Origin of the sequence: Ruminococcus sp. AF17-12 (genome assembly GCF_003479245.1) — a bacterium.
GTDB lineage: Bacteria > Bacillota > Clostridia > Lachnospirales > Lachnospiraceae > Blautia_A > Blautia_A fusiformis.
Window position 1 is genome coordinate 141,364 of sequence record NZ_QUGY01000001.1, and the last position, 18,655, is coordinate 160,018.

The window sequence follows — 18,655 nt, forward strand, 5'->3', positions numbered from 1 at the left end:
TTTCCTCCTGTATGATTTTTATGTAAACCTGATATCCGTACTCTCCATTCCATTCAAGCTTGCTTCTGTTTTTAATCATAATAAAATTAAGCATGGATGTATATATTATATATACTATATTTTTTCTTTATTTTTATATTTTTTTGTTATAAATAACATGCTCAAATTGAATTCATAAAACATATATGATATACTGACCAAAAGAAAGCACCCTGTAGATCCTGTATTCTCATTTCGTTTACCTGCATAAATATAAAATCAGGCCTTCCGTAATATAAATACTATCAGTCTTTCCAGGAGGATTCCATGATCACACACATCAGCCACACCCTTGCCCAGCAGATCGTCAACACGATCAAGGATGTCTGCAGCTACGATATCAATTTTATCAACCCGTCCGGCACCATTATCGCCAGTACAAACTCTGCCAGGATCGGAACCTATCATGAGATCGGACGGAAAGCTGCTGTAACCGGTACTACCATCGAGGTGGCTGAATCTGACAATTTTACAGGAACACGCCAGGGTATCAACATGCCTCTTTACCATGAAGACTGTCTTCTGGCTGTGATTGGCATCACCGGTTCCCCGGAAAAGGTACGCAAGTATGCCTTTCTGGCACAACGTATCACCAGCCTTCTGATCCGTGAACAGGAGCTTGGCCAGTACAGCCGGCACCAGGCGGACAAAAAGCAATTTGTCATCAGCTCTCTTCTCCATGGGGAGACCCAGAATCCGGAATATCTTCTGAGATGCCTGAGAGAATTTCAGATTGATCCGGACACGCCCAAACGGCTGATATTGATCCATACGTATCCGGCTGCTTCCGGCAGAAATCCTTCCGTAAAGATCGCCCGCAGGATTCCGGAATCCTCAGAAAGTTCTGTTTCTCTGACAGATCCCAAAAATACAACTCTCTCTCCAGAAGCCTCTCCACAGCCAGAAACTCCAGACTCAGACTCTGGCATCGGATCTGTTCTTTCGGAACATCAGATCCAAATTTTTTTCAAAACCGCCGGGATCACCCTGCACACCTTCCGCTATCCCGGAGATTATCTTGCTGTTGCAGACAATTCCAATTTTTCTGCTCTTTCCGCAGTGCTTCGTAATTTTGCCCAAAAGCATGCAGACACTCTGGCCATTGCAGTTGGAAAGGCTGTACCTCTGTATCAGCTTGGACTTTCCCTGAATACTGCGGAAACTACCCTGAGGAGCCTTCACCAGCCCCTTACTGACAATATCTGTACAGAAAATTATGCAGTTTTTGATGATCTCACTCTGGAAATCATTCTCTCTTCTGTGTCTCGGAAAGACCGCGAAGAATTTTTCGTAAAAACTATTTATCAGCTTTCCCCGGATGAAAAGGACCTTCTGCGAACTTATTTTTCCCTGGAAATGTCTCTGGCTGATACCGCAGAGAAGCTTTTTCTCCACAAAAATACTCTTCAATATAAATTAAACCACATTTATAAAAAATGTGGTCTCAATCCCCGGAAATTCCGGGACGCTGTTCTGTTGTATCTGGCACTGGAGCTGGAATGAACCAGCCATTTCACTATCCTTTCACATGAAATCCAAACTCCTCCTCCAGTGGGATCTCCCTCGCTTCAATCCCCTCGATCTCCACAAAGCTCTGCTGAGAAAGGCGCTCTACCATCTCCCGGATTTCTTCTCTGGTTCCCTGTAATTCCATTTCCACACGATCATCCCAGAGATTCCGTACCCAGCCGGTCAGTCCCATGGACTGTGCAATATAATAAGAGCGGTAACGAAAGCCTACTCCCTGTACTCTTCCTGAAAAATAAAAATGTTTCCGAATCTTTTCCATCTGGCACCTCATATTTTCTGTCTTAACTATTCTGTCTCTGTATCTCCACCCGAAAGTCTCCCGCATCCGCCGCAGGAATATCATAACCAGATTATATAATATTTCTTTATAAATTGTAAAGTTATATCCTTCTGCCTATTGGAAACTATAATCATCTACGTTATAATAGTTTTTATCAGAATAAAAAGAAATTTACTTTCTTTTGCAGAAAATATTTTCAACAAAATTTAACATCAGGAGGTAATGATCATGAATGAAAGCATCAAAAACCTGTTAGAACGCAGAAGCATCCGCGCCTACAAAAAAGAACTTGTTCCGAAAGAAACTCTGGATACGATCCTGGAAGCAGGAAAATATTCCCCCAGCGGCATGGGACAGCAGAGCACTCTTATGGTAGTGACACAGGATCCGGAGCTGGTTGCGAGGCTTTCCAAAATGAACGCAGCTGTTATGGGAAGCACCTCAGATCCGTTCTACGGCGCCCCAACTGTGATCATTGTCTTTTCCGACAGCAAAATGGACACCTGTGTGGAAAACGGAAGTCTTGTGATGGGAAATCTCATGAATGCCGCACATGCTCTCGGCGTGGACTCCTGCTGGATTCACCGTGCAAGAGAAGTTTTTGACTCCGAGGAGGGAAAAGAGCTGAAGAAGCAGTGGGGTGTTCCAGAAGAATATATCGGCGTGGGCCACTGTGTTCTTGGATACCGTGACTGTGAGTATCCAAGAGCCAAACCGCGTAAGGATGGTTTTGTAATCCGCGTGTGATCGTCTTGCAAATAAAATTTCCACTGCTAAAAACTTTTAATGTAAATAAAAATCTGACAGATTTCTGCATGATACGCATTGCTACGTATCTGAGAATACACAGGGAAACAGCCCTCCGGTATCATAAATACCAGAAGCTTTTCCCTTCTTCTCCGGCAGTGATCTGTCAGATTTTATTTTCTCTTATTTCAGTGCTTTATCCTTATATCTGGAAATCTCCTCCAGATATTTTTTTCCAAGGGCACTGATGTTAACACCCTTTCTGGCAATATAACCGATTGTCATGATCTCATCGGAATCCAGCTTCACAGCACAGTAATCGGAACCATTAAGATCCTCACAGATAATACCGGAGCATAAGGTATATCCATTCAGTCCTACCATCAGGTTCAGCATAGTAGCCCTGTCATCGGCTTTGATCAGCCGTTTGTATTCATAGGTGCTCAAAACCTCCTCCGCAAAATAAAAGGAGTTATTTTCTCCCTGTTCAAAGGACAGACACGGATATTCCTTCAGTTCTTCCAGCGTGATCTTCTCACGCTTCGCCAGAGGATGCCCCTTCCACATGTAAACGTAGATCCGACAATTAAGAAGTTCGTGAAACTCCAGACCATACTCGTGAAACATTTTTGCAAGCACATTATGGTTAAACTCATTTACGTAGAGGATTCCGATCTCACTCTTGAAATTACGAACATCTTCGATGACCTGATGCGTCTTGGTCTCGTGGACCGCAAATTCGTACTCATCCATACCAAACTGCTTTACCAGCTCCACGAAGGCATTGACTGCGAAGGTATAATGCTGCATGGAAACACTGAATTTTTTGCGTGACTGTTCCTTGGAAATATATTTGGCTTCCATCAGTTCGTACTGTTCCACCACCTGCCTTGCATACCCCAGAAATTCTTCGCCTGCAGGTGTTACGGCGATTCCGCGGTTCGTTCTTCGGAATATCTCAACACCGGTTTCTGCTTCCAGCTCCCGGATTGCCGTGGAAAGACTGGGCTGAGAAATATAAAGGCTTTTTGCTGCCTCGTTCATAGATCCGGCTTTTGCAATTGCTATGGTATATCTGAGCTGTGCCAGAGTCATCTTTCTGCCTCCCCGTTTCTTGTTCCGGCTCTCTGTTCCTCTTCAGACAGACCCGGCAACAAGCATCCTTTATCTTTTTATTTAAGGTAGTTCTTATCTACATATCCTTCTTTTCCAAGCTTCGGAACATATACATACCAGTAAGTACTGTCTTTCTTCTCAATAACTTCCACCGTATCTCCGTTATTCAGCTGGGCGATCTCATTGTCCTTGTCATACGCCTTTGCACTGCGCAGAGCCAGATATCCGCTTTCCACTTTAACAGTCATGGATGGAGTTGTCGTACCTGAGCCTCCGGTAAGATAGTTCCTGTCAACATAACCTGTCTTATCCAGCTGCGGAACATATACATACCAGTACTGATCGTTGCTGGTGTCCTTCACCTGAACCGTGTCACCGGTATTCAGCTGTCCGATCTCATTGCTTTCATTATAGGCTGCCTTGTTGCGAAGGGCAAGATAACCCGTTTCTACTTTAACTGTCCACAGACCACTGTTGTAGATATACCGGTTATCCACATATCCGGATTTATCAAGCCCCGGGGCATATACGTACCAATAAGTAGAATCACTGCTGTCCTTTACAAGAACGGTATCTCCGGTATTCAGGCGTCCGATCTCGTTACTGTCATTGTAAGCTGCGGTACTTCGAAGAGCCAGATAGCCTTTTTTTACCTTTACTGTCCAGGAATCGTTGGAAGCTGTGGCGTTCTCTGCTATCTGGATATAGTTTTTGTCCAGATATCCGGACTTATCCAGTCTTGGCACGTATGCATACCAGTAGGTAGCGTCCTTCCGATTTGTAACTTCCACAAGATCTCCTGTATTCAGCTGTCCGATCTCATTGCCTTTGTCAAAAGCCTTCTCACTTCGAAGAGCCAGGTATCCATCTGTGACTTTGACTTTAAAAGTGGTTCCTGCTGCTGCCCTTGCCTCCCGGATCGTCGCCGGAAAAGCTGCTGCCAGTATAAATGTCAGAAGTACCAGCTTTTTTACTGCCTTTATATTAGACAGAAGAGTTCTTTTTCTCATATTATACGCCTCCTTTTCTTTTTTGGATCTTTCTCTGATCTGCTGCTCTCTCTGTTTTTTATTTACTGAGCAGACAGCACCGGAATTTATGGTAGTATTATATCATATTTTCAGCTGATAGCTGTAAGAATCATATCTCTTATCACAGTCCAAAATGTTCTTTTCTGTAATGCAGGTATTGACACTTTTAATTAGTAGTGTTATATTACATGTAGAACAGGATAAAAGTAATGCCCCCGGGATTTTTCCCGGGGAATTTTATACACATACGTTCAATATATGACAGTCCGGGAGATCTGTCCCCTGAGAGGACAGATCGATCATCCGGGACGCTGCAGACTATAATATAAGGGAAGGTGAATACCATGGCAGTAAAAAGAGATTATTACGATGTTCTGGGCATTGACCGGAACGCAGATGAAAAAACAATAAAAAAAGCCTACCGTAAACTGGCCAAAAAATATCATCCGGATACAAACGCAGGTAATGCAGATGCCGCAGATAAATTTAAAGAAGTAAACGAAGCCTACGATGTCTTAAGTGATCCAAAGAAGAAAAAAATGTATGATCAGTTTGGTCATGCCGCGTTTGAGGCAGGAGCTGATCCTGGCGCCGGTGGATTCGGCGGATTCCAGGGTGGCAGCAATGGCAGCTATCAGGAATTTCATTTTAACGGTGAAAACATGGACGATATTTTTGGTGATATCTTCGGAAATATGTTCCACGGCAGTCACGGCGAAAGCCGCGGTTTCGGCAGTAATGGCACATATGAGCATTTCACCGGTAACGGTAGCGGCTTTCACAGTGGATTTGGCGGAAGTGGCTTTCACAGCGGCAACGGCTTCGGCGGATTCCATCAGCAGGATTTTCCGCAAAAAGGTTCTGATGTGAAGGCCAGCATCAACGTTACCTTTGATGAAGCAGCTTTTGGTGCTGATAAAAGAATTTCTCTGTCCGGTCCGGACGGAAGCTCCGGTGCACCGCAGACACTTCAGATTCATATTCCGGCAGGTATTGATACCGGCAAGAGTATCCGTCTGAAAGGAAAAGGCATGCCCGGAACCGGCGGCGGCGAGCCTGGTGACCTTCTTCTGAAGGTTACCGTAGGAACACGTCCTGGCTATGAACGAAAGGGATCGGATGTTTATACCACCATTTCTATTCCTTACACAACCGCTGTTTTCGGCGGTGAAGCCACCGTTCCCACCCTTTACGGAAATGTTATCTGTAAGATCAGGGAAGGTATGCAGTCCGGTTCCAAGATCCGCCTGAGAGGAAAAGGCATTGTTTCCATGAAGAACCCTTCCGTCCGCGGTGATCAGTATGTAACCATTCAGATCCAGGTTCCTCAGGATCTGAATTATTCCGCAAAAGAGAAACTCCATGAATATGCAAAGGCCTGTGGACTGGAACGGAGTAATGCCACCGGATCACATGTAGCATAAAAGTTAAAATAAAAGAGTATCACAAAGCTCATCACTATCAATGAGTTCCTGTGATACTCTTTTTTGATTTTAAAGTAAGATCTGATATAGCTTATGACAGCGTCATATCTCCATCTTTCACCCATCCGAGCTTACGTACAAACATATTGATCAACGGGCAGAGAACTGCCGGGAGAATAAAAGAGATCAGAAAAAGTCCTGCCCAGTCCATAGCTGTAACAGCTGTCTTGGTTCCTTCTGCAATATCATTCATCCATCCTGTATACACACCGATCTGACCTACAAAACCGCAGGTACCCATTCCTGAGGATACAGCAGTTCCGTTCATCTGAAGCCTGAACAAGCAGGTTGCAATAGGTCCTGTGATAGCAGATGTTACAATCGGAGCGATCCAGATCCTTGGATTTCTGACAATATTACCCATCTGGAGCATGGAAGTTCCAATTCCCTGAGAGACAAGACCACCCCATTTGTTTTCCCTAAAGGACATAACCGCAAAACCTACCATCTGCGCACAGCAGCCCGCTACTGCAGCGCCGCCTGCCAGTCCGGTAAGTCCCAGAGCCGCGCAGATCGCAGCAGAAGAGATCGGCAGCGTCAGTGCGATTCCAACAAATACAGAAACCAGGATGCCCATAAAGAATGGCTGCAGATCTGTTGCCCACATGATCACGCTTCCTACCTTCATAGCAGCTTTTCCAAGGGCCGGTGCCCACCATGCGGAAAGACCTACGCCCACACCGATGGTTACAAGAGGCGTTACAAGGATATCGATCTTCGTCTCCTTGGAAACTGCCTTACCGATCTCAGCTGCAACAATGGCAACAAACAGTACAGCCAGAGGACCGCCTGCTCCGCCAAGTGCGTTGGAGGCAAATCCAACGGTGATCAGCGAAAACAATACCAGCGGCGGGCAATGCAAGGCGTAACCGATGGCTACTGCCATGGCAGGGCCGCTCATGGCAGATGCCAGAGAACCTACTGTGTACTGGGTATCATTGACTGTGGCAACTGCCATAGTCAGAAACGGAATGTGAAACTGCGTGCCAATGGTGTTGATGATCGTACCGATCAGCAGGGAACAGAAAAGTCCCTGTGCCATGGCTCCCAGTGCATCGATACCATATCTCTTCAGAGATATCTCAATATCTTTCCGTTTCAGAAATGCTTTGAATTTTTCCATTTTTAAACTCTCTCCTTACCCTGATCCGCTTCCTGCCGGATCAGTTCCTTTATTTGCAAAAGGTCTCGCTTACTTTCTCAAGTTCCTCGCGGATGGAAATGTGCTGAGGACATACTTCCTCACACTGTCCGCATTTTACACATTCATCTGCACGCTTTCTGCCATGACTGACTACCAGCCAGTCTTCCTGATGCGCTGCGGCGGCTTTATTTCCGTACAATGTCAGATAATTCATTGCTGTAAAAGAACCGGAAATTCCGATTTCCATCGGACAGACCTTTGCACAGTAGTTACAGGTTGTGCATGGAATCAGAGGAATTTTGCTCATAGCCTCTCTTGCCTTATCAAGAGTCTCCTTCTCACTGTCAGTAAGGCCGTTGAAATCCTTCATAAAGGAAAGGTTATCCTCCATCTGTGCAACATTGCTCATTCCGGAAAGTACGGTGATCACGCCTTCCAGATTTGCCGCAAAACGGATCGCCCAGGATGCTGTAGATGCTTCCGGCTCTGCTTCCTTCAGAAGCTTTTCCACTGCTTCCGGCGGAGTTGCAAGCATGCCGCCTTTTACAGGTTCCATGATAATGACGGGTTTTCCATGTTTTCTGGCTACCTCGTAGCAGGCTCTTGACTGGATCGCCGGATTTTCCCAGTCTGCGTAATTGATCTGCAGCTGTACAAATTCCATTTCCGGATGTGCAGTGAGAAGTGCATCCAGTTCCTCCGGTGTGGAATGGAACGAAAATCCTGCATGTCTGATCAGACCGGCTTCTTTCTGTTCACGAATCCAGTCCCATAAACCGTACTCATCAAAATATTTTGTTCTGTGCTCTCCAAGATTGTGGAGAAGATAAAAGTCGAAATATCCTGCCTTTGTTCTCTCCAGAGATGTTTTAAACTGTGCAAGAGCTTCATCTCTTGTCTTGCAGTTGATCCAGGCTGCCATCTTGGTGGCTAGCTGATATTTTTCTCTCGGATAACGCTCTACCAGTGCTTCGCGGATAGCATCTTCGCTTCCTGCATAAGCCCATGCTGTATCAAAATATGTAAATCCGGCTTCCATAAATTTGTCCACCATGACTTTGGTCTGCTCCACATCGATCACACCTTCTGATTTCTGCGGAAGTCTCATAAGGCCAAAACCAAGTTTTTTGATCTCTTCACCTAAATATGCCATATCTTTCTCCCTTCTTATTACATACCGGAAAATTCCTCATATCATCTGATATATCACCGGATAAGCAATATTTCTGACACAGATATCTCCCGGACCGTTATATTTTTGCCGCAGAGAAACTGCGTTTCTCCTATTATAACGATATTTTTCCTGGTGGTAAACCTTTTTCTTTTACAAGTGTCAAGACAATGCCTGCATTACGTCTGAATTTTTGCAGAAAACAGAAAAACAGCTGCCACACGTTTATCGCACGGCAACTGTCTTTTGTCCTATCAGTTCATCTTTGTTCTTTACACCTCAGATCAAATATTTTAAACTGATATTACTTATAATAACCATATATCGAAAGGCAGAAAACTCTCATGAAAAACAAGCAGGTCATGAACCGCCAGACTTCATCAAAAGAACTTCATCTTATTTCCTGCGGCTGGGAAAAATGTACACCGGAACAGTCCTACGGCCCTGGTGTCCGGCGATATTACACCATCCATTTTGTGCTGAGCGGACAGGGATATTTCTATATGAACAACCGGAAATATACCTTGAAAGCCGGACAGTGCTTTTTCATTCCTCCTGTGACCAGCTCTCTCTACAAAGCGGAACCTTCTGATCCCTGGACTTATATCTGGATCTGTTTCAACGGGGAAAACGCTCCAACGCTTTGCGAACACTGCCATCTTACCGGGGAAACTCCGGTCCAGCAGCTGAATTCGGTTCTTCCATATCAGGAAACTATTCTTGAAATGATGGCTCATCCACAACTGACGCCTTCCGGTGAGGCCTATATCCAGAGCGGTCTTTACCGGATCATTGCCCTGCTGGAGGAAGAATTTCATGCTTCCTACACCACCATGGAATCCAATGAGAATTTTTACATCACACAGGCTGTTGATTACATCAAAAAAAGTCCGCTACAGAATATCACTGTGACAGATGTTGCTGACTATCTCCATATCAGCCGCAGCCACCTTTACGGACTTTTTAAAAAACATCTTGGAACCACACCCCAAGCATTCCTGACTTCAGCCAAGATCATCAACGCCCGGGAGCTTCTGACCATCACGGATATCCCTGTCTCCAGCGTGGCGTTCTCCTGCGGATATCAAAATCCATTTGCCTTTTCCCGTGCCTTCAAAAAAGAAACCGGCATGACGCCACGGGAATACCGGGAAAAATATCATCATGCCGAGGATCTTCTGGATTGCTGAACCACTTTTCCTGATTTACGGAACAACTACCTTGGCATTATAGTACTCCACCGTAGCATCCATGGTCGGACCTTCGTTGTCAAACCAGTCATAAGTGATAGTTTCGCCGTTTTCTCCCCATACCTCCGGGCAGTCGATTTCTTCCCAGTCAAGCGGAACAAAATGCTCTTCCTGTTCTGATGCACGCAGCATGATCTGATGCAGCTCCTCAAATTCCTCCGGATTCAAAACTCCAGGTTTTGCGGATACAAACAGTGGTGTACCGCTCTTTGCAAGAACGTCTGCCCACTGACGATTTTTCTCCCATGGGATCATTCCGAAAATACCGACACAGTCTGCATCAATATGGTAAAACGTATTGTGCTGCGGAAGACGGAATGCCAGCGTATTTACGCCCATTCGTCTGGTACGCTCCCAGATACGTCCGCTGGTATCGTCACCGGTCCGGTTCAGATGCATCAGGCCTGCGCCGAGATGTCCGATAGTATTGCAGCCGATGATCACTGCGTTGTTGCTCCGGGAAGCATCATAAATCTCCTGATAAAGCATTTTTACGATTTCTGCGCTGGTTTTGGTCTGATCATAAAAATGCCATTTCTCCATGGAATTGTCTCTTAAATTCGCCTCAAATCCCCATTTTCCAAAGAGATCAAAGGTAGAAAAATCATGCTTGATCAGCGTGTATCCCCAATCACAGATCCTCTCGATATCTTTACGGATATATTCCAGTGCATCCGGGTGGGACGGATCGAGACAGTCATTATAGGAAATCCTCCACTCATTCGGGATATTCTCATCTTCATTAAGAAGCAGACGGACCCAGATACCCGGGCGGACACCTTTTTTCTCCAGCTTGTCTGCAAGACCTTTCATATCCGGAAATCTGTCATTGCCTTTTGTCCATGGTCCACCGTTGTATTCATCCAGGCGGTGATGCTCCTGCCAGCAATCATCAATGACCATGAACGGAGGATTTTTTACACCTTCGGTCAGTTTCAGGATATAATCGGTATCACTTAAGATCTCCTCTTCGGAGCTGTCACCGTAAGCATAGTACCAGTTATTGCTTCCATATACCGGAAACTCCGGGAAGATCGGATCTGTACACATTTTTTCACAGAATTTCTGTGCAGTTTCAAAAGTATCTGCTCCTTCTGCTTCCATGCAGACGATCTGTGCGGCACACAGCTTTCTTCCTTTCAGCTGTACTCCTGTATTTCCGCAGCGAACATCCAGAAACAAAGTAATTCCTTTGGTATCCACCTGCCAGCAGCACATAGCAGAAGGACGGACCTTTACGCCAAAGCAGAGAACCTTCTCAGAAAGCTTCGCCAGAAAATACCATGGCAGATAACGGTTTCCGCTCATTCCATGCCATTCCGCATCACCATAGGTACGTTCCCAGGCATCTCCCAGAAATCTGGCGGATTTCGGGATCTTGTAGTTCCATCTCAGTTTCACACATCTCACTGCATCCTCGGATGTGACAAATATATCCTCATGTTCACCTGCGTTCTGAAATTCCACAGTAGTTGCACCGGCAGCTACTGTCGTCTGCCCTCCCTGGCACACAAGTCTCTCCTCTTCTGTTTCCACTGTTACATAATCCGGTACCCCAAGCTTAAAATCTGCATATTTTTTCTGCATTATTCTCTCCTCCTGTACTTTTTCATTTACATTTTGCTTTACCTGCATACTCATGAATACTGTCTTTCTATCGTCTGTTCAACTCAGAAGAATGTACGAAAAATTTTTTTAATACATTTTGTCTATATGCCTTATTATATTGATTTTTTTGATTTTTTCTATGCTTTAAAGTTATTATAACATTGCAGAATGTTCAATCTGCATAAGATTTTCAGTCCTTGTCCGATTCGCTTTTTAATATAAGAACATAAGGGGCTAAAGGTGGAAATTAGTTTTTCATTTTACTTAACACAAATTCTTCACAATTTTTTAGCACTCACCTCTTGACTTTGCTAGCAACAAGTGTTATATTACATATAGAACAAAGAAGGAGATAAAAAAGAACTTCCAGATGTTCAGAATAAAACCAAACGATCACCACTGCGGAATAACCCGAAGTGGTAACTATATACCGGCAACAGTTGGATTTCTTGATCCACCGGAACGGCTTTTCAATTTGAAAGGAGAAATGACTTATGATGTTCCCGAGTGTATTTGGAGAAAACTTATTTGATGACTGGATGGATGATTTTGGATTCAGAGATAATTTCTTTAGCGGAAAGAACCCTCTTTATGGCAAACATGCAAAAAATATCATGAAAACTGATGTACGTGAAACAGATAAAGGCTATGAGCTGGATGTAGATCTTCCAGGATTTAAGAAAGATGAAGTACAGGTACAGCTGAAGGATGGTTATCTTACCATCTCCGCTGCCAAGGGTCTTGACAAAGACGAGGAAGACAAGAAAGGCAATTATATCCGCCGTGAACGTTATGCCGGCAGCACAAGCAGAAGCTTCTATGTTGGTAATGGTGTAAAAAACGAAGATGTCCATGCAAAATTTGAGAACGGTGTTCTGAGACTTTCTATTCCGAAAAAAGCAGCTGAAGAGATTGAAGCTGATAAATATGTATCTATTGAAGGCTGACATTGACTCACTCTCACAGGGGGAGGATCCATAGGGATTCTCCTCCTCTTTTTTATACTCAATAATACATATGACACTCTCTTTCCAATTTACTACGTACTCACAAATACTTTCACTCTATAGTAATGATCCTTTTGTCAAAGTTTTCATGATATTGGATATTTTTTAACAAATATGCTTGATCTTTTGAATATTTTTTATATATTTTGTATTATATTATTTCATTTTTTTGAAATTAATGGTATAATATGCACAGCTAATCGGATATTTGCAATCCGCATTCGGTTAAATAAATCTGTTTCGTAATCCTTCAGGATAATTCTCCTGAACAACCACGTAAAACATGATCACGACAGGAGGTTTTTATTATGGATCAGGACAACATCATAAAAATTTATGCACGCAATGACAACCGCATACAGCTTAAAATGATTCCGGGACACTTCGTAACATCCCAGTCCCATATCACACACTACCTGGATCTCACTACTATGAAATCCAGATGCGCTGAAGCACAGCGTATTGCATCCGCTCTCGCAGCAAATTACGAAGCATCCATTCCGGTAGACACCATCGTCTGCATGGACGGACTTGAAGTGATCGGTGCTTATCTCGCCGAAGAACTGACCAAAGCCGGCGTCCTTTCCATGAACGCACACCAGACCATCTACGTCATCACCCCTGAGTTCAACAGCACCGGGCAGATGATCTTCCGCGACAACTATGAACCAATGATCAATGGAAAAAACATCCTCGTCCTAAATGGTTCCATCACCACCGGATCCACATTGAACCGAGCTATCGAAAGCGTTCTGTACTATGGCGGTAAGATCCGCGGCGTGGCAGCCATCTACAGCAGTGTAGACAGTGTAGCCACACTCCCTGTCCACTCTATCTTTCAGGCCAGAGACATCCCGGACTATCACTCCTACCGCTCTGACAACTGCCCACTGTGCAAAAACCGCCAGAAGATCGATGCTATTGTCAGCAGTTACGGATATTCTGTATTATAAGATTCAGATCAATCAACGAATCCCCCATGGATAGCAAAACCAGTGGGGGATTCTCTTTATCTTTTCTTATTATAATTGATATTCTCTGTACATAGCTTCACGCATTTCTTTATCTGTAACAACCTTCTGAATCTCATTACCACGATTATCAAGTATAAGCCTGTTGATCAGAACACTAAGTCGTTCTTCCCCCTGGGCCATTCCCTGGGCCATTCCCTGTTCTCGCCCCTGTTCTTTAGCTTCCGCCATCAGTCTTGCCCTTTTCTCAGATTCCAGTTCCAGAACATGTCCACCCATAATCTCACCTATTCCTTTCCGGACTTTCTCCTCATTTCTGAAAATATGATCAGATATCCGAGTTATCAGTCCAATCAGATCACTGAACAGTTCGGACCTTCCAGATTCAGTGATCTCTACCTCCAGTTTACTCCGGATCACTTCATATTCATTCAGTAATTCCTGAAAAAGTTGTGGATTCTCACTCATCTCATGCCCTCTTTTTTCATATCGCATGATATAAAAAGGAAGCAGCATAAGAAGACTCTTTTCAAATATATTATCTTTTGTATAATTCTCTACTTTAATGGCAGGCACTCTGTACAAATGACATCCTCCATCCGGAAAAACCACATCCACTTCCAGAAAATCCGGCGTATTCCTACTATTTCTCAGATACAACACACAAGAACGTGGAAACTCCATCCGATACCTCCGTCCCTGCTTTCTGGCAAACTCAACAGCAGTTGCAAAATCATACTCTATCATCCGTACAGCCATTGTCGTGTCATCCGTACTCTGACATTCTATATGATAAATCCTGTTTCCGATCAACAGCCGAGAATCCGTAATAATCTCACCATCCACCCGCTGATACTCATTACGCAGCTGCACAATCTCCACATCAGCCGGGTATGATGTATGAAAAACATCATTGATCAAAGGCACGACCAGAAACGTCATTTTCTCCATCATAGTACGAAAAACATCATCAAAAATCGTATTATCTCTCAAACAATACTCCTTCTGGTATATACAATTATACCATCAACCAAACACTTCAGAAACCCTGTATACAGTTTTTATAAATATTTTTGAAAAAACGCTTCAGACATTGAAGCAAAAAGAAACCAAATAAATGGATAGATCTTATAAGATATACAAATCATACCACACATCCCACCACAACACCACAAAAACCCATCTCCAAATTTCGACACCACCTTCCAGCGTCCAGCAACACGCCGACATTCACAATCTCCCTCCAAACCACATGGAATCTCAACCTTCCAAACTACAGGCGTCCAGCAACGCGCCGACGCTCACAACCTCCCCGGCAAACCACAAGGAAACTCAGCCTTTCCTCCCAGCCATCCAGCGCAGCGCTGATGGCTCATCCAACTCCCGTCAGACCACTCTATCCCTCCCAACATGACCGCACAGTGTGAGGTTTGCAGCAGAAGTCCGGGTGCTTTGGAGTGAGCCTTGGTCCATACTTAGCGTCTGAGGTGGTTCACGGAGAGGTATCCGGCGGCCACAAGCCGCAGGGTAAGGCCCATCTGTCTGAGCCAGGTACGCATCAGCGTACATGGCGAGTTATGGGCCGGCCGCTCCGTGAGACACCTCAGACGCTTAGTATGACCAGGCGAAACGACGGCACCCGGACTTCTGCTGCAAATCTCACACGTCCGTCCGTGTCATCTTGCCCCCACCAAACACCTGTGCTATAATCAAATTAATCAAAAAACCGAGGTAAACCACACATGAACAAAAAAGAAATCGCAGAAATAAAAAAACAATTCACCCCTGACCGCTGCTCCATCACCCGCATCTGCGGCTGCTACGTAGACGGTGAAAAAAACAAAAAAACCGAACTCAAAGAAGCCTTCTTATCCTTATCAGAGGAAGAAACCTTCAAATACTTCGACATCTTCCGAAAAACCCTCACCGGCACCATTGGAAAAAACCTCATCAACATGGAATTTCCCTTGGATCAGGAAGACGAAGGCGGAACCCAAAACTTCCTCATGAAACTCCGCAAAAGCAAACTCACCGACGACACCCTCACCGAAGCCTTCTACGACAGAATCATAGAAAACTACGACTACGGTGAAAACTACTACATCATCCTCATCCATGCAGTCTACGACATCCCCGGCAAATCCTCCGACGGCGCCGAAATGTTCGATGCCTCCGATGAGATCTACGACCACATCCTCTGCAGCATCTGCCCGGTCAAACTCTCCAAGGCAGGCCTGCATTACAACACAGAGACAAACAACATCGAAGACCGTATCCGGGACTGGCTGGTAGAAATGCCTGACTGGGGCTTCCTCTTCCCACAGTTCAACGACCGCAGTACCGATATCCACGGACTTCTCTACTACACCAAAAACGCCGAAAATCTCCGCTCCACCATGATGGAAGAAGTCTTCGGCTGCACCACACCGCTATCTGCCGGAACCCAGCGCGACTCCTTCAATGCTCTGGTGGAAGAAACACTTGGTGATGACTGTGCCTACGACACAGTCCTTGAGATCCACGAAAAGCTTAACGACCTCATTGAATCCCAGAAGGACGAACCGGAACCTGTTGTCCTCACCAAATCCGAAGTCAAACGTCTCTTCGAAGAATGCGGCGTAGAAGACGAAAAGCTTCAGAACTTCGATGAACAATATGAGCTTGCTGCAGGAGAAAAATCTGCTCTGGTAGCATCCAACATCACCAACACCAGAAAATTCGAGATCAAAACCCCGGATGTGGTGATCCACGTGGCACCGGACCGGGCAGAGCTGGTAGAAACTCGGATCATCGACGGCCGCAAATGCCTGGTGATCCCCATGGAAAGTGAAATAGAGCTCAATGGCATCCGTGTCAGCGCACTGAACTCTGTTGAAGATACATCCGCAGAACCGCTTCCTGTTAATGATATTACTGACATTAATAACAATAACACCGAAGAAGAAATCCCATTTTAAAGGAGACCTTATGAACGATAAAAAAATCCTGTTCTTCGACATAGACGGCACACTGCTTACGTCTCACCCATTCAAGGTTCCGGAGAGCACCAGCCGAGCCCTCACAAAAGCCCATGAAAACGGTCATCTTCTTTTCATCAACACCGGCCGCACCAAAGTAATGATGCCCTCTGCACTCTCAGAGCTTCATTTCGATGGCTATATATATGGCTGTGGAACCCACATTTACATGGATAACAAATTGCTTTTTTTCCGCACAGTCCCAAATCTTCTGTGCAAGGAAACCGTAGATCTTCTCCGCAAATGTAAAATCGAGGCACTTTTTGAATCCAACACTGAGATCCTGTATGATGGCGCATCTCCGGCCCAGTCCGAATTCGGAGTCAAAATGCGAAAAGAAATTCCAATGGTCGACATCACGAAATTCAATCGGGAGGATGCCTGCACTTACTCCTATGACAAATTCCTGGTACATATGCTTCCGGATTCCAATGTCGAAAAATTCCGCAGCTTTTGTAATGATCATTACACCTATTTTGATCACGGAGACGGAATCTGGGAAGTCACACAAAAGGGTACCAGCAAAGCCACAGGCATGGAATTTCTCCTGGACCGCCTTTCCATCCCCAAGGAAAACTGCTACGCATTCGGAGACAGTCCCAACGACCTTCCCATGCTGAAAGCTGCCGGAGTCAGCGTTGCTATGGGAAATGCTTACGGAGGCATCGAAAAGCACTGCACATATCAGACAAGCGCAGTGGACAGGGACGGGATTCTTCACGCAATGGAGCATCTGAATCTGATCTGATGATCCGTAAAGCAGGCATGAGCATTACAAAAAACGAGCCATGTACGATAAACCCGTACACGGCTCGTTGTCTTTTCTCTTATCATTCCATTGCAAACATTGTATCTTATTTCTCAGCTTCCGGTGTAGCAGCTGCCTCATCTTCTGTACTGTCTGCAGTCTCCTCATCAGCCTTTGCAGAATCTCCCTCTGTCTCCGGTGTCTCGGTCACATCGGTCTGCTCCTCAGCTGCCGGTGTCTCGGTTGCCTCAGCCTCTGCAGAATCTGCTGTCGGTGTCTCAGTTACATCCGGGTCCGGTGTCGGAGTTGGAGTCTGGATCGTAAAGCTGTGATTATCTGTGATCTTGATCTTCTTGATCAGTTTTTTCTCTTCTTTGATATCTGCTTTCTTCTTCCATCCATCTGTTGTATCATTATAGAAATCATCCTTCTTGGTGTTTGTCAGAGACTCTTTCTTACTCTCAGTTGCAGTTTCATCATTCTTGGAATCCAGTCTCACAACATACCATACGGAATCTGTCTTGATGATTTCTTCGTTCAGTGCACCCTCATCCAGCTTTCTTAAAGCGGTACGGACCTCATCCGGATAAGTAGTTCCGTTGGCAGCACTGCCATCACCTTCCTCATAGGCAGGGCATGTTCCGGTTGTTGCAGTCATATCCTCGGAAATCTCATCTCCAAGAGTATTGAAATCTGCAGCCGGATCCTCTTTTACCTTGTCATAGAACTTCTGAAGATTCTCTTTATTCTTCTTGATATCATCATCGGAAAGATCATCTCCGCTGACTTTTGCACTTGCATAGCTGAAGGACATCTGCTGATATTCTTTCTCATCCAGCTTCACGTCCGCTTTGGCTTCAATGGCATCCTTCATCTTCACATCGTATGTCTCAAGCTCGAGGAAAGTCTTCACCATATCTTCATCAACCGCAAGCTCTGCAATTGTCTCATCGGAATTGGCAGCCATAAAGTTCTTGGCAGCTTCCTCAAGAGCCTTCTGCTCATCATCTGTAATTTCAACATCATACTCGGAAGCGTGTTCTTTCTCCAGACACATCTTCTCAACAGTCTCAACAGATGTTGTTACCGCATTTTCACCGTAAGTCTCCTCGGAATCATCATCCATTTTGGTACTCCAGATAGACATATCGTTTCCGCCGCCAAGATACATCTTGTACATTGCCTCAGCCTGTGCCTGCTGCATACGTGCTACCAGACTTACAACGCCAAGCGGGATCTCCTGCTTATTGACTGTCAATGCAATCTTTGTACCATCGAGTTTTTTATTTCCGCAGCCTGCCATCATTCCTGCTGCTGTAACGCAGACAAGAGCAGTAACTGCCGCTTTCTTTACTGAATTTCTCATTTCATCCTCCATCTATCCGTCCATAAGAATCACGGTCCGGCTCTTATTCCATAATACTTGATTATAAACGTTTTCACCTTTAAGAGCAAGGAATTTCACGAACTTACACGACATTTCACAAATTATCCACAAGTCTTTCCGGGGAA

The 18,655-nt window shown here is 44.9% G+C and carries 16 protein-coding genes; 8 read left to right on the plus strand and 8 right to left on the minus strand.

Annotated features, from left to right (window positions below):
• Positions 1 to 306: 306 nt before the first annotated feature.
• Complete coding sequence (locus DWW77_RS00720; RefSeq protein ID WP_118607874.1) at positions 307 to 1,542, plus strand: CdaR family transcriptional regulator; 1,236 nt, start codon at positions 307 to 309, stop codon at positions 1,540 to 1,542.
• Between the two features lie 13 nt (positions 1,543 to 1,555).
• Here DWW77_RS00720 and DWW77_RS00725 read toward each other — a convergent pair whose 3' ends face one another.
• Positions 1,556 to 1,828 (minus strand): acylphosphatase, encoded by a 273-nt coding sequence (locus tag DWW77_RS00725; protein WP_118607875.1) that lies wholly within the window; start codon positions 1,826 to 1,828, stop codon positions 1,556 to 1,558.
• Between the two features lie 249 nt (positions 1,829 to 2,077).
• On the opposite strand from DWW77_RS00725, the gene DWW77_RS00730 reads away from it, so the two are divergent.
• Positions 2,078 to 2,596 (plus strand): nitroreductase family protein, encoded by a 519-nt coding sequence (locus DWW77_RS00730; protein WP_118607876.1) that lies wholly within the window; start codon positions 2,078 to 2,080, stop codon positions 2,594 to 2,596.
• A gap of 183 nt (positions 2,597 to 2,779) precedes the next feature.
• Here the strand turns inward: DWW77_RS00730 and DWW77_RS00735 are convergent, their stop codons facing one another.
• On the minus strand, positions 2,780 to 3,691 hold the full coding sequence (locus DWW77_RS00735; RefSeq protein WP_118514135.1) for a LysR family transcriptional regulator: 912 nt from the start codon (positions 3,689 to 3,691) through the stop codon (positions 2,780 to 2,782).
• Positions 3,692 to 3,768: 77 nt separating this feature from the next.
• A complete protein-coding gene (locus DWW77_RS00740) occupies positions 3,769 to 4,722 on the minus strand; it encodes an SH3 domain-containing protein (RefSeq protein ID WP_270427332.1) in 954 nt (317 codons plus the stop codon).
• 365 nt (positions 4,723 to 5,087) lie between these two features.
• Here DWW77_RS00740 and DWW77_RS00745 point away from each other — a divergent pair, with 365 nt between their 5' ends.
• Entirely contained in the window at positions 5,088 to 6,167 is a 1,080-nt protein-coding gene (locus tag DWW77_RS00745) for a DnaJ C-terminal domain-containing protein (protein WP_118607877.1), read from the plus strand.
• A gap of 91 nt (positions 6,168 to 6,258) precedes the next feature.
• On the opposite strand, the gene DWW77_RS00750 is transcribed toward DWW77_RS00745, so the two are convergent.
• Together DWW77_RS00750 and DWW77_RS00755 are read right to left on the minus strand one after the other, a co-directional pair.
• A complete protein-coding gene (locus tag DWW77_RS00750; protein ID WP_015525523.1) occupies positions 6,259 to 7,350 on the minus strand; it encodes a PTS sugar transporter subunit IIC in 1,092 nt (363 codons plus the stop codon).
• A 49-nt stretch (positions 7,351 to 7,399) separates the two neighbouring features.
• Positions 7,400 to 8,524, minus strand: coding sequence for an aldo/keto reductase (locus DWW77_RS00755; protein ID WP_118514234.1), 1,125 nt, complete (start codon positions 8,522 to 8,524; stop codon positions 7,400 to 7,402).
• A gap of 362 nt (positions 8,525 to 8,886) precedes the next feature.
• On the opposite strand from DWW77_RS00755, the gene DWW77_RS00760 reads away from it, so the two are divergent.
• Positions 8,887 to 9,732, plus strand: coding sequence for an AraC family transcriptional regulator (locus DWW77_RS00760; protein ID WP_044962271.1), 846 nt, complete (start codon positions 8,887 to 8,889; stop codon positions 9,730 to 9,732).
• 15 nt (positions 9,733 to 9,747) lie between these two features.
• Here the strand turns inward: DWW77_RS00760 and DWW77_RS00765 are convergent, their stop codons facing one another.
• A complete protein-coding gene (locus DWW77_RS00765) occupies positions 9,748 to 11,379 on the minus strand; it encodes a glycoside hydrolase family 36 protein (RefSeq protein ID WP_243164922.1) in 1,632 nt (543 codons plus the stop codon).
• A gap of 515 nt (positions 11,380 to 11,894) precedes the next feature.
• On the opposite strand from DWW77_RS00765, the gene DWW77_RS00770 reads away from it, so the two are divergent.
• Both DWW77_RS00770 and DWW77_RS00775 read left to right on the plus strand, forming a co-directional pair.
• Complete coding sequence (locus DWW77_RS00770) at positions 11,895 to 12,347, plus strand: Hsp20/alpha crystallin family protein (RefSeq protein WP_015525518.1); 453 nt, start codon at positions 11,895 to 11,897, stop codon at positions 12,345 to 12,347.
• Positions 12,348 to 12,715: 368 nt separating this feature from the next.
• Positions 12,716 to 13,360 carry a type I phosphoribosyltransferase gene (locus DWW77_RS00775; protein WP_118607879.1) on the plus strand — a complete coding sequence of 215 codons (645 nt, stop codon included), beginning with the start codon at positions 12,716 to 12,718 and terminating at the stop codon, positions 13,358 to 13,360.
• Between the two features lie 69 nt (positions 13,361 to 13,429).
• Here DWW77_RS00775 and DWW77_RS00780 read toward each other — a convergent pair whose 3' ends face one another.
• A complete protein-coding gene (locus tag DWW77_RS00780; RefSeq protein ID WP_118607880.1) occupies positions 13,430 to 14,371 on the minus strand; it encodes an RpnC/YadD family protein in 942 nt (313 codons plus the stop codon).
• A gap of 749 nt (positions 14,372 to 15,120) precedes the next feature.
• On the opposite strand from DWW77_RS00780, the gene DWW77_RS00785 reads away from it, so the two are divergent.
• Positions 15,121 to 16,335, plus strand: a complete 1,215-nt coding sequence (locus DWW77_RS00785; RefSeq protein ID WP_118607881.1) for a DUF4317 domain-containing protein — start codon at positions 15,121 to 15,123, stop codon at positions 16,333 to 16,335.
• A 10-nt stretch (positions 16,336 to 16,345) separates the two neighbouring features.
• Positions 16,346 to 17,143, plus strand: a complete 798-nt coding sequence (locus DWW77_RS00790; protein WP_182431174.1) for an HAD family hydrolase — start codon at positions 16,346 to 16,348, stop codon at positions 17,141 to 17,143.
• Positions 17,144 to 17,249: 106 nt separating this feature from the next.
• Here the strand turns inward: DWW77_RS00790 and DWW77_RS00795 are convergent, their stop codons facing one another.
• Entirely contained in the window at positions 17,250 to 18,509 is a 1,260-nt protein-coding gene (locus DWW77_RS00795) for an FKBP-type peptidylprolyl isomerase (protein WP_118607883.1), read from the minus strand.
• Positions 18,510 to 18,655 lie beyond the last annotated feature (146 nt).

What these genes read in the sequence shown, in the direction of transcription:
- DWW77_RS00720 (WP_118607874.1), top strand. Translation starts at nt 307, where the DNA reads ATGATCACACACATCAGCCACACCCTTGCCCAGCAGATCGTCAACACG.
- DWW77_RS00725 (WP_118607875.1), bottom strand. Translation starts at nt 1,828, where the DNA reads ATGGAAAAGATTCGGAAACATTTTTATTTTTCAGGAAGAGTACAGGGA.
- DWW77_RS00730 (WP_118607876.1), top strand. Translation starts at nt 2,078, where the DNA reads ATGAATGAAAGCATCAAAAACCTGTTAGAACGCAGAAGCATCCGCGCC.
- DWW77_RS00735 (WP_118514135.1), bottom strand. Translation starts at nt 3,691, where the DNA reads ATGACTCTGGCACAGCTCAGATATACCATAGCAATTGCAAAAGCCGGA.
- DWW77_RS00740 (WP_270427332.1), bottom strand. Translation starts at nt 4,722, where the DNA reads ATGAGAAAAAGAACTCTTCTGTCTAATATAAAGGCAGTAAAAAAGCTG.
- DWW77_RS00745 (WP_118607877.1), top strand. Translation starts at nt 5,088, where the DNA reads ATGGCAGTAAAAAGAGATTATTACGATGTTCTGGGCATTGACCGGAAC.
- DWW77_RS00750 (WP_015525523.1), bottom strand. Translation starts at nt 7,350, where the DNA reads ATGGAAAAATTCAAAGCATTTCTGAAACGGAAAGATATTGAGATATCT.
- DWW77_RS00755 (WP_118514234.1), bottom strand. Translation starts at nt 8,524, where the DNA reads ATGGCATATTTAGGTGAAGAGATCAAAAAACTTGGTTTTGGCCTTATG.
- DWW77_RS00760 (WP_044962271.1), top strand. Translation starts at nt 8,887, where the DNA reads ATGAAAAACAAGCAGGTCATGAACCGCCAGACTTCATCAAAAGAACTT.
- DWW77_RS00765 (WP_243164922.1), bottom strand. Translation starts at nt 11,379, where the DNA reads ATGCAGAAAAAATATGCAGATTTTAAGCTTGGGGTACCGGATTATGTA.
- DWW77_RS00770 (WP_015525518.1), top strand. Translation starts at nt 11,895, where the DNA reads ATGATGTTCCCGAGTGTATTTGGAGAAAACTTATTTGATGACTGGATG.
- DWW77_RS00775 (WP_118607879.1), top strand. Translation starts at nt 12,716, where the DNA reads ATGGATCAGGACAACATCATAAAAATTTATGCACGCAATGACAACCGC.
- DWW77_RS00785 (WP_118607881.1), top strand. Translation starts at nt 15,121, where the DNA reads ATGAACAAAAAAGAAATCGCAGAAATAAAAAAACAATTCACCCCTGAC.
- DWW77_RS00790 (WP_182431174.1), top strand. Translation starts at nt 16,346, where the DNA reads ATGAACGATAAAAAAATCCTGTTCTTCGACATAGACGGCACACTGCTT.
- DWW77_RS00795 (WP_118607883.1), bottom strand. Translation starts at nt 18,509, where the DNA reads ATGAGAAATTCAGTAAAGAAAGCGGCAGTTACTGCTCTTGTCTGCGTT.